General features: G+C 34.3%; 12 protein-coding genes. 4 read left to right on the forward strand and 8 right to left on the reverse strand.

Features of this window, described 5'->3' with window-relative positions; genetic code table 11:
- Positions 1 to 46 precede the first annotated feature (46 nt).
- A complete protein-coding gene (locus tag ACIDC4_RS05915) occupies positions 47 to 1,276 on the reverse strand; it encodes a multidrug effflux MFS transporter (protein ID WP_412042167.1) in 1,230 nt (409 codons plus the stop codon).
- A gap of 155 nt (positions 1,277 to 1,431) precedes the next feature.
- Between ACIDC4_RS05915 and ACIDC4_RS05920 the strand changes: the two genes are divergently transcribed.
- The 4 genes from ACIDC4_RS05920 (at position 1,432) to ACIDC4_RS05935 (ending at position 5,280) form a co-directional block, all read left to right on the forward strand.
- Positions 1,432 to 1,851, forward strand: a complete 420-nt coding sequence (locus ACIDC4_RS05920; RefSeq protein WP_412042168.1) for a hypothetical protein — start codon at positions 1,432 to 1,434, stop codon at positions 1,849 to 1,851.
- Between the two features lie 91 nt (positions 1,852 to 1,942).
- A complete protein-coding gene (locus ACIDC4_RS05925) occupies positions 1,943 to 2,323 on the forward strand; it encodes a hypothetical protein (RefSeq protein WP_412042169.1) in 381 nt (126 codons plus the stop codon).
- Positions 2,324 to 2,764: 441 nt separating this feature from the next.
- Positions 2,765 to 4,681: a DUF294 nucleotidyltransferase-like domain-containing protein gene (locus tag ACIDC4_RS05930; protein ID WP_412042170.1), complete on the forward strand. Its 1,917-nt coding sequence runs from the start codon at positions 2,765 to 2,767 to the stop codon at positions 4,679 to 4,681.
- Between the two features lie 2 nt (positions 4,682 to 4,683).
- Positions 4,684 to 5,280, forward strand: coding sequence for a 3'-5' exonuclease (locus ACIDC4_RS05935; RefSeq protein ID WP_173972864.1), 597 nt, complete (start codon positions 4,684 to 4,686; stop codon positions 5,278 to 5,280).
- Between the two features lie 294 nt (positions 5,281 to 5,574).
- Here ACIDC4_RS05935 and acs read toward each other — a convergent pair whose 3' ends face one another.
- The 7 genes from acs to ACIDC4_RS05970 form a co-directional block, all read right to left on the reverse strand.
- Complete coding sequence (acs, locus tag ACIDC4_RS05940; RefSeq protein WP_412042171.1) at positions 5,575 to 7,485, reverse strand: acetate--CoA ligase; 1,911 nt, start codon at positions 7,483 to 7,485, stop codon at positions 5,575 to 5,577.
- 492 nt (positions 7,486 to 7,977) lie between these two features.
- Entirely contained in the window at positions 7,978 to 9,447 is a 1,470-nt protein-coding gene (ilvC, locus tag ACIDC4_RS05945) for a ketol-acid reductoisomerase (RefSeq protein ID WP_412042172.1), read from the reverse strand.
- A 64-nt stretch (positions 9,448 to 9,511) separates the two neighbouring features.
- Positions 9,512 to 10,033 (reverse strand): acetolactate synthase small subunit, encoded by a 522-nt coding sequence (gene ilvN, locus ACIDC4_RS05950; protein WP_065450139.1) that lies wholly within the window; start codon positions 10,031 to 10,033, stop codon positions 9,512 to 9,514.
- Between the two features lie 95 nt (positions 10,034 to 10,128).
- Entirely contained in the window at positions 10,129 to 11,817 is a 1,689-nt protein-coding gene (ilvB, locus tag ACIDC4_RS05955) for a biosynthetic-type acetolactate synthase large subunit (protein ID WP_412042173.1), read from the reverse strand.
- Positions 11,818 to 11,984: 167 nt separating this feature from the next.
- Positions 11,985 to 13,658: a dihydroxy-acid dehydratase gene (gene ilvD / locus ACIDC4_RS05960; protein WP_412042174.1), complete on the reverse strand. Its 1,674-nt coding sequence runs from the start codon at positions 13,656 to 13,658 to the stop codon at positions 11,985 to 11,987.
- A gap of 268 nt (positions 13,659 to 13,926) precedes the next feature.
- Positions 13,927 to 15,045, reverse strand: a complete 1,119-nt coding sequence (gene leuB / locus ACIDC4_RS05965) for a 3-isopropylmalate dehydrogenase (protein WP_412042175.1) — start codon at positions 15,043 to 15,045, stop codon at positions 13,927 to 13,929.
- A gap of 100 nt (positions 15,046 to 15,145) precedes the next feature.
- Entirely contained in the window at positions 15,146 to 16,321 is a 1,176-nt protein-coding gene (locus ACIDC4_RS05970) for a 2-isopropylmalate synthase (protein WP_230038621.1), read from the reverse strand.
- Positions 16,322 to 16,407 lie beyond the last annotated feature (86 nt).

Genomic DNA, 16,407 nt, shown 5'->3' on the forward strand with positions numbered 1-16,407 from the left:
CAATTCATTGGAATTTGGAATTTCAAAAATTTGGATTTTTTAATTTTTAATGTCCCACCAAAACATCATCATCATTAGAAACTTCAACTTTTTCTTTAATAAAACGTTTACCGATATTTAAAACTATAAAGGCGATAATCGTTGTTGATGTCATAATAAGAACCATTGGCGCTACAGAATCTTTTACAAAAACTCCAACAGCAAATGATGCTAAAGCTCCTAATCCTAACTGAATAGCACCCATTAAAGCGGAGGCACTTCCGGCGTTTTTAGCAAAAGGCGCCATCGTAAGTCCGGCTGTATTTGGGTTTGAAATTCCCAAACATCCCAAAAACAAGAAAAGCATTGCGATTGTTTCGTATAATCCTAATAAATTATTAACAGCAAGTACCAGAAAAACGATGGCAATAACAGATTGTGTAATTAACGCGCCAAAAATCATTTGCTCACTTGAGAATTTCTTCAGTAAAACGGAATTCAATTGACTGGAACCAATAAAACTTACTGACATAAAAGCAAAAATCCATCCGTATGTTTTAGCATCTACGTGATAAATATCCATAAAAATGATAGGAGAGGCCGCTACGTAAGTAAATAAGCCTGAAAAAGAAATAGATCCTGTAAAGGCATAAGTAAAAAACTGAGGTTCTTTTAATACTTTTAAAAAGTTCGAAATGATCGGTTTTGGTTTTAATGAGATCGAAGTATCAGGTTTATAGCTGTTTGGCAAACCAACCTGGGCAGCAATTAAAATAGCGATTCCCATACACATTAGAATAAAAAATACCGTATGCCAGCCATAATCTTCTGTAACATAACCACCAATTGTTGGCGCCAACATCGGCGAAAGCCCCAAAACCAGCATTAATAAAGAGAAAACTTTTGGTATATCTTTTACAGGAAACAAATCTCGCACCATGGCTACAGAAGCTACTGTTGCTGCACAGCTACCAATTGCCTGAACAAATCGTAAAAGGATAAAAGAATCAATATCGGCTACATAAACACAACCTAATGAAGCCAATATGTAAACTAAAAGACCAATGAATAAAGGTTTTTTTCGTCCAAAACGGTCCAATAAAGGCCCGTAAAGCAATTGCCCGGCCGAAATTCCGATGAAATAACTGGACAAACTCATAGAGACTTTTGCAACAGTGGTATTTAGATCTTTAGCGATACCGGAGAAACCCGGTAAATACATGTCGATCGAAAAAGGACCAAGTGCTGTTAAAGAACCTAAAATCAGAATGAGTTTAATATATTTTTTTGTTGTCATTATCTTAAATAATTGCTTTTAATTTCCTGCAAAGGTAAATATTTAGTACCTTGTTATATAATCTTATGCATTTTTATATAAAAAGTGCATTGATTTTAAATCTAAAATTGAACTTCAATAATTGATTTTCAAACTAATCCTAAAAATTAAAATTTATGAAAAATTTCTCTTTACTATTCGCTCTTATTTTTACAACACTTTCATTTGCACAAACGATTACTTCTAAGAAAGAAGATGCAACTGCTGAACAATATGCACTTCTTCAAAAAGTAAATGAATATTATCCTGATATCACGCTAAACAAGTCTGTTACTAATTTTTATGCAGATGGAAAAATTATTGATACTCAGCAGGAATTTAATCTGGACACTTCGAAATTTTCAAGTTATAAAATTGGAATTGAGCCAGATAACAAAAAATTATTGTTCGAATATGTTTCTAATGAAACCGGAAAAGTTTACGGAGACGTTACGATTTTTAAAGGAAATGCTTTGAGAACGACTTTTTCAGAGAAAAACAATGAAATTAACGTAGCATTAAACGGAAAATCTGTTTATTTGAAAAAAATAAAATAATTTAATTTTTTACTCAAAATAAAAGCATTCGCCACGGTGAATGCTTTTTTGGTTTATATTTGAAACAAAATTTACAAACAAGACAATCCTAATGAAAAAAATCATTCTTTTGTTGCTATTAATTTCTTTTTCAGCACATTCACAAACAAATCGATTTACAGGCACATGGAGCACTGAGAATTGCAAGGATTGCAGCAAAGAATATGTTTTGACTTTAAACATAGCGCAATCAAACAGTAAAATATTCGGAACTGCAGAAATTACAAGCGCTAATGAAAAATTCGTTACCGGTGTTATGGAAATTACCGGATATGTATATGTGCTTGGCGAAAAAGCTCAAATCAGCATGAAATCTAAAAACGGTTCTGTAAGCGCAGTACTTTATGCAAATGAAGGCGTGATACAATTTACTAAACGAGGCGGATCTGATTTAGTTCCCAAAGAAACGATTCTCACGAAACTTTACGATTAAAAATTAAAATCAATTAAATATTGAATTAGTTCTGTATGAGGGTGAGAATTTAAAGTAACAAATATGAAACACTTTTTAAAAGCAAAGAATTTACAAAGCCTTACCACTGCTAACTGCAGTATTATATTTGAACTATAATTTATATTATGTAAAATAGAATATTTCAAAACCTTCTCCAATACGATCTTTCTCTTACGTCAAAACTTCGTAAGTAACTAAACAAACGAATTTTTAGAATTAATTACTCCTGCGTTTCGGTATATGCGCAAAATTTTAAATGATAATAATGATTTTAAAATCTTAAAAAGCCGTTTTTAAAGGCTGTAAATCAGCAAAGTTTAACATTTCCTTAAAATAATTACATTCTCGCTAAGATGCTTTCATTGTAAGACTTTATTTTATTATTTTTACATTCGATACTTTAAAAAAATTATCAAACGTATGAATACAATTGCTGAGCATATTGCAGATTTTTTAAAAGAATACCCGCCATTTGATAATTTAACTTTTCAGGAATTATCTGATATTGCTACAAACATTCGTGTAATCAATTTAGAAAAACACGCTGTACTTTTTCAAATAAACGACTTACTTCATGATAGTTTTTATGTCGTGGCTTCGGGTGTCATAAATTTAACCACAATTGCTGATGCCGAAGAAACGATTATAAACAAATGCCATGAAGGCGATATTTTTGGTTTACGTCCGTTTTTTGCCAAAAACAACTATATGATGACGGCAAAAGCACGCGAAGAAAGTATTATTTATGCTATTCCTATCGCCGTTTTTAGACCTTTTGTGGCTAATAATTCTGATGTTTTAAACTTTTTATTAGAGAATTTTGCCATCAATTCAAGACACGCAAAAGACAATGTAAACTCTAACGGAAAACTGATTTCTGATACTGCTTTCTACGTAGATCAGCAATCGGAAATGCAATATATTCAGTCACTTGCTTATAATAATTCACCATTAACAACTGAATCGAATCGTATTATTAAAGATGTTGCGATCCTCATGACAGAATCAATGGTAGATAATATTGTGATTTGCGAAAAGAATAATCCGATTGGTATTGTAACCAATGCCGATTTATCTTCTAAAATTGCAACAGGACGCTATCCTATCACAGAAACCATTGACAAAATCATGTCGTCTCCGGTAGTTACTGTGATCGAAAATGTTTCTCTTGCCGAAGCGCAATTGCTTATGCTTAAAAATAATGTAACGCATTTATGTGTTACTAAAGACGGTACAAGCAAATCTGCTGTAAAAGGAATCATTTCTGAACACGATTTAATTGTGGCTCAAGCTAGTAATCCTGGTGTTTTGATTAAAGAAATTAAACGCTCTCAGCTTCCAAAAGACTTAAAACAAATACGCGATCGTTTGTCTGATTTGATTCAGAACTCGATTCAGAAGAATATTCCGATTTCGCATATTAGTAATATTGCGAGCGAAATTAACCTGGCGATCATCAAACGTGCTGTTGAGCTTTCTATTTTAGATTTAGGCTCACCTCCTGCCCGTTTTGCATGGTTAAGCATTGGTAGTCAAGGCCGTAAAGAGCAATTATTACTTACGGATCAGGATAGTATTCTTATTTTTGAAGATGTTGCTCCTGAAAAATACAGAGAAGTAAAAGATTACTTTTTAAGACTGGCCAAAAGAACAACTTCTATATTAGAAAAAGTAGGTTACGAATATTGTCCAAACGGTCATATGGGAAGCAATATGTTATGGTGTAAATCATTGACAGACTGGACAAAACAATACAACAGCTGGATGAATACTCCAGGTGAAAACAGCAATGATTTAAGTAGTATTTTCTTTGATTATGAAATTGTTTTTGGAGAACCAAAGATCGAAGAAGTAATAGAAAACGTTATTTTCAAAAATGCTGTTAACAATACCTTATTTTTCGACTTTTTAGGTAATGATGCTTTAAAAAGAAATTCTCCTTTAAGTTTCTTCAAGAAATTTATTGTCGAAGAAGAAGGACCGCATAAAACAAAATTTGATATTAAAACCCGTGCGTTAATGCCATTAATTGATGCTGCACGTTTGTTAATTTTGAATGCTAATATCAAAGGAATCAAAAATACTTATTTAAGATTCAAACAATTAGCCATAACAGATTCTAAAAATGCCGAAATTTATTTGAGCTGTGCCGAAGCTTTTTTAACATTGTCAAAATTTAGAACTGTCGAAGGATTAAAGAATGACGACTCAGGACAATACATCAATTTGCGAGAAATGTCTAAAACAGACAAAGAAAAGTTAAAAAATGCCTTAACCCCAATGAAAGACCTTGAGGAACTGATTAAGAGTAAATTTCAACTTACACAATTCTCATAAATATGCTAGACTGGATTAAAAATATCAACAAAGAATATCCGGATTTCTGGAAAGAATACCTGACAAAATTCGAAACAAAACCTAACAGATTTGTAGTTTTATCTACCGAAACTTCTGGGTTAAACCCTAATAAAGATGTTATTTTATCTTTGGGTGCTTTTTCAGTAATTGATGATGGAATTGTAATAAAAGATAATTTCGAAGCTGTTTTGCTGCAATACAAATTTTTGCAGGATAATGGTCTTTCGAATGAGTTTATCATTGAAAGCAAAATGCTTAAAATGCCTGAGCCAGATGCTATTGAGGCATTTGTTAACTTTATAGGTAATTCTATTTTAGTTGGTCATCACATCAATTTTGATATTGAAATGCTAAATGCGGCGTTAGAACGTCTGGATTGTGGAAGATTGAAAAATGAAGCTCTGGATATTGATATGATGTACAGAAAATTAATGGATATTAATGACAAACAATTCTCTTTGGACGATTTGAGCGAAATTTACAAAATTCCAAAAAGTGACAGAAATTCTTCTTCTGAAGATGCGTATAAAATTGCGCTGTTGTTTTTGAAGTTGAAATCTAGATTGGGGATTAAGTAAAAAAAATAAACCATATAAGTTATATAAGAAAATTTAAGTTTTAAATTCTCAAAGCTTGTCATTCCGAGGAACGAGGAATCTCCATAAGAGACTCTACAAAGATTGACGATTTTGTTTGCGGAATTACTTGTGAAGATTCCTCGTTCCTCGGAATGACAAAATTGAGCTGAATCATTTTGCGAGACTTCGACTCCGCTCAGTCTGACAAATATTAGAACTTAGTTGATTTACACATATAAAAAATGCCTCTTAAAAAATTAAGAGGCATTTTTATTTGTCTATTTACTTTCAGAATTAAGAAATTCTTTCATTCTTAATTTCTTCCACAATTTCAGGATTCAATAACGTTGAAGTATCTCCAAAGTTAGAATAATCGCCTTCGGCAATCTTACGTAAAATTCTACGCATGATTTTTCCTGAGCGTGTTTTTGGTAAACCAGATACAAACTGAATTTTATCTAATTTAGCAATTGGTCCAATATGATCAGAAATATATTGATTGATCTCTTTGGTTAAGTTGGCTCTGTCTCTATACTCTCCAGTTTCTTTTAGAATTACGAAACCATATAAAGCATTTCCTTTAATATCGTGTGGGAATCCAACAATTGCAGATTCAGCAACCGCTGGATGCTCGTTGATTGCATCTTCGATAGGAGCTGTTCCTAAGTTATGTCCGGAAACAATTACAACATCATCTACCCTACCGGTGATTCTGTAATATCCAACTTCGTCTCTTAAAGCTCCGTCTCCTGTAAAATATTTTCCAGGGAAAGCAGAGAAATAAGTGTCTTTATAACGTTGGTGATCTCCCCAGATTGTTCTGGCAATTCCAGGCCATGGAAATTTAATACACAAACTACCTACAACCTGATTTCCTTCAATCTCATTGCGTTTTTCATCCATTAAAACAGGCTGAATTCCTGGTAATGGCAACGTAGCATAAGTTGGTTTTGTTGGTGTTACAAAAGCAATTGGAGAAATCATGATTCCACCAGTTTCTGTTTGCCACCAAGTATCAACCACTGGACATCTTTTATCTCCAACGTGGTCATTAAACCAGTGCCATGCTTCTTCGTTGATTGGCTCGCCTACTGATCCAATAACTTTAAGTGATTTTAGAGGATATTTTTGAATATAATCTAAACTTTCTTTTGCTAATGAACGAATAGCGGTTGGAGCTGTGTAAAACTGAGTTACTTTGTGTTTTTCGATAATATCCCAAAAACGGCTAAAATCCGGATAAGACGGAACTCCTTCAAAAATCACGGTTGTTCCTCCATTTAATAATGGTCCGTATAATATATAAGAGTGACCTGTAATCCAACCAATATCTGCAGTACACCAGAAAATATCATTTTCTTCGTGACTAAAAACATTTTTAAAAGTATAGGCTGTATAAACCATATATCCGGCTGTGGTATGCACCATTCCCTTAGGTTTTCCTGTAGATCCAGAGGTATACAAAATAAATAAAGGATCTTCTGCATCCATGATTTCAGCAACGCTATTATCTAAAGCCGCATCTAATAAAGGTTGTAACCATTGGTCACGTCCTTCTTTCATTTTAACATCAGTGTTTGTTCTTTTTACAACCAAAACGTTAGAAACAGACGGGCAAGTATCTAATGCTTCATCTACAATTCCTTTTAGGTCAATGTTTTTGTTTCCTCTGTAACCTCCATCTGAAGTAATTACCATTTTACACTCGCAATCGTTGATTCTTGCAGAAACTGCCGAAGCTGAAAATCCTGCAAAAATAACAGAGTGAATTGCCCCTATTCTCGCGCAAGCTAATACTGCAACAGCCAATTCAGGAATCATTGGTAAATAAATACAAACTCTGTCTCCTTTACGAACACCTTGCTCACGCAAAACATTCGCCATTTTCGAAACTCTTTCGTATAGTTCGTTATACGTTATATGTAAAGCACTTTCTGAGGGATCGTTTGGTTCAAAAATAATCGCCGTTTTTTCTCCTCTTTTACTTAAGTGTCTATCGATGCAATTTTTGGTAATGTTAACTTTTGCGTCAGTAAACCATTTCACTTCGGCATCAGCCATATTAAAATCAACTACTTTTTCCCATTGTTGGTACCAGGTAAAATTTTCTTCAGCAATCTTCCCCCAAAACTTCCTTGGTTCCCTTATTGACTTATTGTAATGTTTAAAATATTGTTCTAAATTTTCAATTTTATAATAACTCATATGTTTTTGGAATTTTTTTATAAATGTATTAAATATCAGCGTATTCTTAAAATTATTTAATTCATAAATTTTGTCTAAAAAAAACACATATTAAAAAAAATATTGCCTTTTTCTACATAAAGTATAAAATTTTACTTTTTTTAACAAAAAAGCATGTCGCAAAAAAGGCACAGTAAATAAATACCATGCCTTTTTATTTTAACAATTTCAATAACAATTAATTTTGTAATTCTGTATTACAATGCATCGGTCTATTTTGAAAATAGCAGCAGCTATATTAATTATAATGAAACTTCAACAAGTATATTTTTTACTAAATATACCCCTCATTAGGGATTAGCTTCACTTAACTTACTTACTCGCAGAAGTTAAGTGAATGCAATATGCATCTATATCCATTTTTTTTAATAAGTGCTTACTAATTCAAAATATCATACAAAACAAAGATACAGTGCAAATTCCACAACCGAATGTGTGGTAATTCCCAATTTATTATCCAATTTTTTTCATTGCAGTCATTGACTCTCTCAACCATGCTCCTACTTCTTCGATAGGGTGTTGACGAATTTCTTTGTTTACTGCTATTAAGATTGCATTGTCTACTCCGTTAGAAGTTGAGAATGGTTTTCCTATAATGTTAGTTTCAACAGTTTTCATATACTCCGTCAATAACGGTTTACAAGCGTGATCGAATAAATAACAACCATATTCTGCTGTATCCGAAATAACACGGTTCATTTCAAATAATTTTTTTCTTGCAATAGTGTTTGCAATCAAAGGTAATTCGTGTAATGACTCATAGTAAGCTGATTCTTCGATAATTCCAGCTTCTGTCATGGTTTCGAAAGCCAATTCTACACCAGCTTTAACCATTGCAATCATTAAAACTCCATTATCAAAATATTCCTGCTCAGAAATTGGAGCATCTGTTGGAGCTGTTTTCTCAAAGTTAGTTTCTCCTGTAGCAGCTCTCCATGTCAATAAATTTTTATCGTCATTAGCCCAGTCAATCATCATAGTTCTTGAGAATTCTCCTGAAATAATATCATCCTGGTGTTTTTGGAATAACGGACGCATGATGTCTTTTAATTCTTCAGCAATTTCGTAAGCCTCGATTTTTGCAGGATTTGATAAACGATCCATCATATTGGTAATACCACCATGCTTCAAAGCTTCAGTGATAGTTTCCCATCCGTACTGAATTAATTTTGAAGCATATGCAGGTTCGATTCCTTTTTCGACCATTTTATCAAAACATAAAATAGATCCTGTTTGCAATAATCCGCAAAGAATAGTTTGCTCACCCATTAAATCTGATTTTACTTCAGCTACGAATGATGATTTTAAAACTCCTGCTTTGTGTCCTCCGGTTGCTACAGCATAAGCTTTTGCCTGGTCTAAACCAGCACCGTTTGGATCATTTTCAGGGTGAACTGCGATAAGTGTTGGCACACCAAATCCTCTTTTGTATTCTTCACGAACCTCAGAACCTGGACATTTAGGCGCACACATAATTACCGTAATATCTTTACGAATCTGCATTCCTTCTTCAACAATATTAAATCCGTGAGAGTATGCTAATGTAGATCCTTGTTTCATTAATGGCATAATGGCAGTAACTACAGCAGTATGTTGTTTATCTGGTGTTAAGTTACAAACTAGATCAGCAGTTGGAATTAATTCTTCGTAAGTACCTACTGTAAAACCGTTTTCAGTAGCATTTTTATAAGAAGCTCTTTTTTCAGCGATTGCATCTGCACGTAATGCATATGAAATGTCTAATCCGGAATCTCTCATGTTTAAACCCTGATTCAAACCTTGTGCACCACAGCCTACAATGACAACTTTTTTTCCTGCTAATGCTGAAATTCCGTCTGCAAATTCTGATTGCTCCATAAATTCGCAAACGCCTAATTGTTCTAATTGTAATCTAAGTGGTAATGTATTGAAATAATTTGCCATTTTGTTTTTAATATTTAATGAGTGTTGTAATTTAATAATTGATTAATATGTAACTAAGATGATACTATTTGAATGTTTCTAGCAAAGATGAAATTTCCATTTTTTGTTTAGAAACTGATATTCTGCCCGAACGTACAAATTGCATAATGCCGTAAGGTTTGAATTTTGCATATAATTCTTCAATTTCAGAACGTCTTCCTGATTTTGAAATCACGAAGAAATCACGAGAAACGGTTACGATTGTTGCCTGACTTTCTTTGATGATATTTTGAATTTGTTTTTCATCAAACAATAAACTTGAAGCAATTTTAAACAAAGCATTTTCAAGATAAATAGTCTCTTCATCTGTATGATAAAAAGCTTTTATAACTTCAATCTGTTTTTCAATTTGCCCCACAATATTCTGAACCCATTTCTCCGTTGTATTTACAACGATAATAAATCTTGAAACATTCTCTATTTCTGATTCTGAAACATTTAGGCTTAATATGTTAATGTGACGCTTTAAGAATATTCCTGATATTCTATTCAACAATCCCACGTTATTTTCTGAGTATACCGATATGGTAAATGTTTTATCTTCCATGTTGTTTTGTTTAAAGTTTTTCTTGTTCCAAGTTTCAGGTTTCACGTTGCTGAGAACTTGAAACTTGAAACCTGAAACCTGAAACTTTTTTCTTTTTAGCTTAATCTAATTTCAGAAACACAAGCTCCTGTTGGAATCATTGGGAATACATTATTCTCTTTTTCGACCATAACTTCTAAGAAATAAGAATCTTTTGAGGCCATCATTTCTGCGACAGCGGCATCCAGATCTTCTCTTTGTGTTACTTTTTTAGATTTAATGTAATATCCTTCAGCAATGGCAACAAAATTTGGATTGATCATATTGGTTGAAGCATATCTATTATCAAAAAACAACTCTTGCCACTGACGTACCATTCCTAAGAATTCATTGTTTAAGATCACAATTTTTACCGGAACTTTTGTCTGGAAAATGGTGCCTAATTCCTGAATGGTCATCTGAAAACCGCCATCACCAATAATAGCTACCACTTCGCGATCCGGTCTTCCCATTTTGGCTCCAATTGCAGCCGGCAATGCAAATCCCATTGTTCCTAAACCACCCGAAGTAATATTACTTTTAGTAGTATTAAACTTTGCGTAACGGCAAGCAAACATTTGGTGCTGTCCAACATCTGAAACAATAATAGCATCACCTTTTGAGTGTTTGTTGATCATTTCCATGGTTTCACCCATAGAAATACCTTTATTATTTGTTGGGTTCAGCTCTTCATTTATAACTGTCTCTACTTCTATCTTAAGTAATTCTTTGAATTCGTTATGCCACAAATCATGTGATTTTGCCTCAATTAATGGCAATAACGCATTAAGAGCTTCTTTTACATCTCCTAAAACAGCTACTTCCGTTTTTACGTTTTTATCAACTTCTGCAGGATCAATTTCAAAGTGAATTACTTTTGCCTGTTTTGCATAAGTTTTTAAGTTTCCGGTAACACGATCGTCAAAACGCATCCCTAGAGCAATTAAAACATCGCATTCGTTAGTCAATAAATTTGGCGCGTAATTCCCGTGCATTCCCAACATCCCAACGTTTAACGGATGATCTGTAGGCAAAGCCGAAAGTCCAAGGATTGTCCAGCCTGCCGGAATTCCTGATTTTTCGATTAATGCTTTTAACTGCTCTTCGGCCTGACCCAAAATAATTCCCTGACCAAAAACGATAAATGGTTTTTTAGCGCTATTGATTAAGGCAGCAGCTTCGGCAACTTTGTCCAGATTTAATTTTGGAACCGGAACGTAACTTCTAATTCCTGTACATTTTTCATAACTAAATTCGAACTCATCAAACTGAGCGTTTTTAGTAATATCAATTAATACAGGCCCCGGACGTCCGGAACGCGCAATATAAAATGCTTTTGCAATGATTTCAGGAATTTCTGAAGCCTCAGTAACCTGATAATTCCATTTGGTTACCGGAGTCGAAATTCCGATAATATCCGTTTCCTGAAAAGCATCAGAACCCAGTAAGTGTTTCCCCACCTGACCTGTAATACAAACCATTGGCGTTGAATCTATTTGAGCATCTGCAATTCCGGTTACTAAATTTGTAGCTCCCGGTCCCGAAGTAGCGATTGCCACCCCAACTTTTCCTGTAGCTCTTGCATACCCCTGAGCTGCATGTGTTGCGCCTTGTTCGTGACGTACCAAAACGTGGTGTAATTGATCCTGAAATTTATATAATTCGTCGTAAACAGGCATTATGGCTCCTCCCGGATATCCGTAAACCAAATCTACTCCTTCTGCTAATAAACATCTTATAACGGCTTCTGCCCCTGATATTTTCATAGTATATCTTTTATTCAATGTCAAAAATCAATTTCAATATCAAAATTCAATGGCAATGGCAGAAATCAATTTTAATGATAAATTCTAAATTGATCTTTTTATATTTTATTGCTACTTGATTTTTGATGTCGTTATTGTAATTGAAATTGTTATTTGTTATTGTAAAATTATTTATCGGTAACGCAACCTGTAGAAGCGCTTGAAACCGATCTTGCGTATTTAAGCAAAACTCCTTTTGTAACTTTTAGCGGTGGCTGAACCCAAGCCGCTTTACGAGCTGCAAATTCTTCGTCAGATATCTTCAGGTCGATTGTATTTTTTACGGCATCGATCGCGATTAAATCACCATCTTTTACCAGTGCAATACCGCCACCATCATAAGCCTCTGGTGTAATGTGTCCTACGACAAAGCCATGTGAACCTCCAGAGAACCTGCCATCTGTAATAAGTGCACACGTACTTCCTAATCCGGCTCCAATAATAGCCGATGTTGGTTTCAGCATTTCAGGCATCCCCGGACCACCTTTTGGTCCACAATACCTGATGACGACTACATTACCCGGTTTTATTTTTCCGGCCTCAAGACCTGGAATTACTTCAAATTCACCTTCAAAAACTACAGCTGGTCCTTCAAAATATTCTCCTTCTTTTCCGCTGATTTTTGCAACAGCACCTTCAGAAGCAAGATTTCCGTATAAAACCTGAATATTTCCAGTTGGCTTTAACGCTTTTTGAATTTCGTGGATTACTTGTTGTCCGTCTTGTAAATCAGGAGTGTTGGCTAAATTCTCTGCTACTGTTTTTCCTGTTACGGTCAAACAATCTCCGTGAATCAATCCTACTTTCAATAAATATTTCATTATAGAAGGAATTCCTCCCACTTCATGAATATCTTCCATCATGTATTTTCCACTTGGTTTCATGTCCGCCAATACAGGTGTTCTGTCATTAATGGCTTGAAAATCATCCAAAGTAATTTCGATATCTACTGCGTGGGCCATAGCGATTAAGTGCATAACTGCATTTGTAGAACCTCCTAAAACTGCAACAATTGTAATGGCATTTTCGAAAGCTTTACGAGTCATGATGTCTCTTGGCTTAATATCTTTTTCTAATAATATCTTAATAGCTTCTCCTGCTGCAAGACATTCATCTCTTTTGTCCTGACTTAAAGCAGGATTCGAAGAGCTGTAAGGCAAACTCATTCCTAATGCTTCAATTGCAGAAGACATAGTATTTGCAGTATACATTCCGCCGCAAGCACCTGCTCCGGGACATGCATTTTGAATTACACCTTTAAAATCTTCCGGAGTAATTTCGTTTTTAACTTTTTTTCCTAAAGCTTCAAAAGCAGAAACAATATTCAAGGATTCACCTTTCCATTTTCCAGAGTGAATAGATCCTCCGTACACCATAATAGACGGACGATTTACTCTTCCCATCGCAATTAAAGCTCCGGGCATATTTTTATCACAACCAGGAATTGCAATAATACCATCGTACCATTGTGCTCCTACAACTGTTTCTATAGAATCTGCAATTACATCACGGGAAACCAATGAATAACGCATTCCTTCGGTACCATTAGAAATTCCGTCACTTACGCCAATGGTATTAAAAATAAGTCCGACCAGATTTGCATCCCAAACACCCTTCTTTACATCTTTTGCTAAATCATTCAAGTGCATGTTGCAGGTGTTACCATCGTAACCCATGCTCACAATACCAACTTGTGCTTTTTTCAAATCTTCTTCAGTTAAACCAATACCATACAACATCGCTTGCGCCGCAGGTTGTGTTTGATCTTGAGTGATGGTTTTGCTGTACTTATTTAATTCCATTATTGTATTATTTTATTTTAATTTTTATTCAAAAAAAAACCTTCCAGTATTTGGAAGGTTTCTAATATAGTTTTTCAATTATATTTATACCATTCCCGATGCAGATGTGCTAAACACATTGACAACAACGACAGAAGTAATAATAATTGAGATTTGCATCATTTATTTTTTAGTGTCACAAAAGTATGAAAACTTACAGGACTAAAAAAATAAAATCTCAACATTTCACATACTTCTTGTTATTTATTTCATTATTTTAATAAAAAACCTAAACAATCGTCGATTGTCCGATATGAACGTTGTCATTTCTAAAATATAACAGATCATCCTTGCTGAAAATAAAATTGGAGACAAACTCCCCTACTTCATTTGTACCGAATTTTGAATCTGGTTTTAAATCAACCGTAACAACTTTATATTCGATTGCTTTTTCAACCGCCTGATAAATTACATTTGCTTCTTTGAATAAACCAAAATGCTCTAACAACATTGCTGCTGATAAAATCGAAGCAATTGGATTGGCAATATTTTTTCCTTTTGCCTGAGGATAAGAACCGTGAATTGGCTCAAACAAAGCATTTTTTTCTCCTAAAGATGCTGATGCCAATAAACCGATAGAACCAGTAATAACGCTTGCTTCATCTGATAAAATATCTCCAAATAAATTCTCTGTCAAAATCACATCAAATTGTTTTGGATTCAAAATCAATTGCATCGCTGCGTTATCCACAAATAAAAAGTCTAAAGCAACATCTGGATAATTCGCGCTCACTTTCTGAACTACTTTTCTCCATAATCTTGAGGTTTCCAAAACATTTGCTTTGTCTACCATTGTCAGCTTTTTGCGTCGGTTTTGTGCCGATTTAAAAGCTAAATGTGCAATTCTCGTGATTTCTTCTTCTGAATATTCACATAAGTCTGAAGCGTGTGTCCCTTCTTCATTTAATGTTTTGGCTCCAAAATAAGCACCACCTGTTAATTCTCTGAAAATAGTAAAATCAGCTCCATCGATAATTTCTCTTTTTAAAGGAGAAGCATCAATCAAAGCTTTGTAAGGTTTTATAGGACGAATGTTGGCAAACAATCCAAGCTCTTTACGAAGCCTTAACAATCCCTGCTCCGGACGAACTTTTGCATTTGGATTATTGTCATATTTAGGATCTCCAATGGCGCCAAATAAAACTGCATCTGTATTTAAACACAAATTCAGTGTTTGCTCCGGCAATGGATTTCCCGTTTTGTCAATAGCAATTGCTCCCATGAGAGCTTCTTCAAAAACAAATTCATGATTGTACACTTCTCCAATCGCATACAAAGCCTTTTTGGCTTGTGCAATTACTTCCGGCCCAATTCCGTCTCCTGGTAAAACTGCTATTTTCAAATTCATAACGTCTCGTTCTTTATGTATTTAAATCCTTATTTTTTTGTCTTTGTTCTTTCGTCTTTATTCTATTTTCTTTGCTCTTTGCTCTTTTTTCTTTTTTCAACTAGCTTCTAACTAATTCGTCCTGAATTTTAGCAGCTTCAATAATTTGATGAATATCTGCATCTATCACTTCTTTTTTGATATCGGCAAATTTCAAAAATTCAATGTATACAATATCTAATTGTACTTTTGTAAGCTCGTAACCAACTTTTTTAGCACGGTAAGCCAAAGCAGCTCTTCCGCTTCTTGCTGTAAGTATAATCGAAGATTCATTGACACCAACATCAAGCGGATCCATGATTTCGTAAGTTGCTCTGTTTTTTATTACACCATCCTGGTGAATTCCGGAACTGTGTGCAAAAGCATTTGCTCCAACAATAGCTTTATTTGGCTGAACGATCATTCCCATACTTTCAGAAACTAATCGGCTCATTTCGTTCAATTCTCTTGTATTGATATTGGTATCTAAGTTTAAGTAAGGATGTTGTTTAAAAATCATTACTACTTCTTCAAGCGCTGTATTTCCTGCTCTTTCTCCAATACCATTAATAGTACATTCTATTTGTCTTGCTCCATTTATAGCACCTGCAATAGAGTTTGCAGTCGCCATTCCTAAATCATTATGACAGTGACATGAAAGGATCACGTTTTCGATTCCTTTTACGTTTTCTTTTAGATATTTAATTTTTGCTCCGTATTCTTCCGGTAAACAATATCCTGTTGTGTCTGGGATATTTAATACGGTAGCACCAGATTTTATCACTTCTTCACAAACCTTAGCCAAAAAAGCGTTATCAGTTCGTCCGGCATCTTCTGCGTAAAACTCAACATCTTCTACATAAGATTTTGCGTGTGATACAGCATATTTTGCTCTTGCGATAATATCTTCTCTTGTGGTATTTAATTTATGAAGTATGTGAGATTCAGATGTTCCGATTCCTGTGTGGATTCTAGGTCTTTTAGCATGCTTTAGCGCAGCTGCAGCAACATCGATGTCGTTTTTTACGGCTCTTGTTAGTCCGCAGACGGTGGCGTTTTCTACAATTTTACAAATCTCAGAGACCGATAAAAAATCGCCCGGACTTGACACAGGAAAACCTGCTTCGATAACGTCAACTCCCATTTTATCAAGTCGTTCTGCGATAACTAATTTTTGTTTAGTATCTAACTTACATCCTGGAACTTGTTCGCCGTCGCGCAAAGTGGTGTCAAAAATTTGAACTTTCTCTCTATTCATATTCATTTATTTAATGTAATTTCACATCTTGATAACAAATATATATTGTACTTCTTCAGTACGAAATTCATTTTAATGAAATTATA

This window comes from Flavobacterium sp. C3NV, assembly GCF_046825355.2.
In the GTDB taxonomy this organism is placed as follows: domain Bacteria; phylum Bacteroidota; class Bacteroidia; order Flavobacteriales; family Flavobacteriaceae; genus Flavobacterium.

Coding starts and splice junctions, on each gene's coding strand:
- ACIDC4_RS05915 (WP_412042167.1), bottom strand. CDS start 1,276: ATGACAACAAAAAAATATATTAAACTCATTCTGATTTTAGGTTCTTTA.
- ACIDC4_RS05920 (WP_412042168.1), top strand. CDS start 1,432: ATGAAAAATTTCTCTTTACTATTCGCTCTTATTTTTACAACACTTTCA.
- ACIDC4_RS05925 (WP_412042169.1), top strand. CDS start 1,943: ATGAAAAAAATCATTCTTTTGTTGCTATTAATTTCTTTTTCAGCACAT.
- ACIDC4_RS05930 (WP_412042170.1), top strand. CDS start 2,765: ATGAATACAATTGCTGAGCATATTGCAGATTTTTTAAAAGAATACCCG.
- ACIDC4_RS05935 (WP_173972864.1), top strand. CDS start 4,684: ATGCTAGACTGGATTAAAAATATCAACAAAGAATATCCGGATTTCTGG.
- acs (WP_412042171.1), bottom strand. CDS start 7,485: ATGAGTTATTATAAAATTGAAAATTTAGAACAATATTTTAAACATTAC.
- ilvC (WP_412042172.1), bottom strand. CDS start 9,447: ATGGCAAATTATTTCAATACATTACCACTTAGATTACAATTAGAACAA.
- ilvN (WP_065450139.1), bottom strand. CDS start 10,033: ATGGAAGATAAAACATTTACCATATCGGTATACTCAGAAAATAACGTG.
- ilvB (WP_412042173.1), bottom strand. CDS start 11,817: ATGAAAATATCAGGGGCAGAAGCCGTTATAAGATGTTTATTAGCAGAA.
- ilvD (WP_412042174.1), bottom strand. CDS start 13,658: ATGGAATTAAATAAGTACAGCAAAACCATCACTCAAGATCAAACACAA.
- leuB (WP_412042175.1), bottom strand. CDS start 15,045: ATGAATTTGAAAATAGCAGTTTTACCAGGAGACGGAATTGGGCCGGAA.
- ACIDC4_RS05970 (WP_230038621.1), bottom strand. CDS start 16,321: ATGAATAGAGAGAAAGTTCAAATTTTTGACACCACTTTGCGCGACGGC.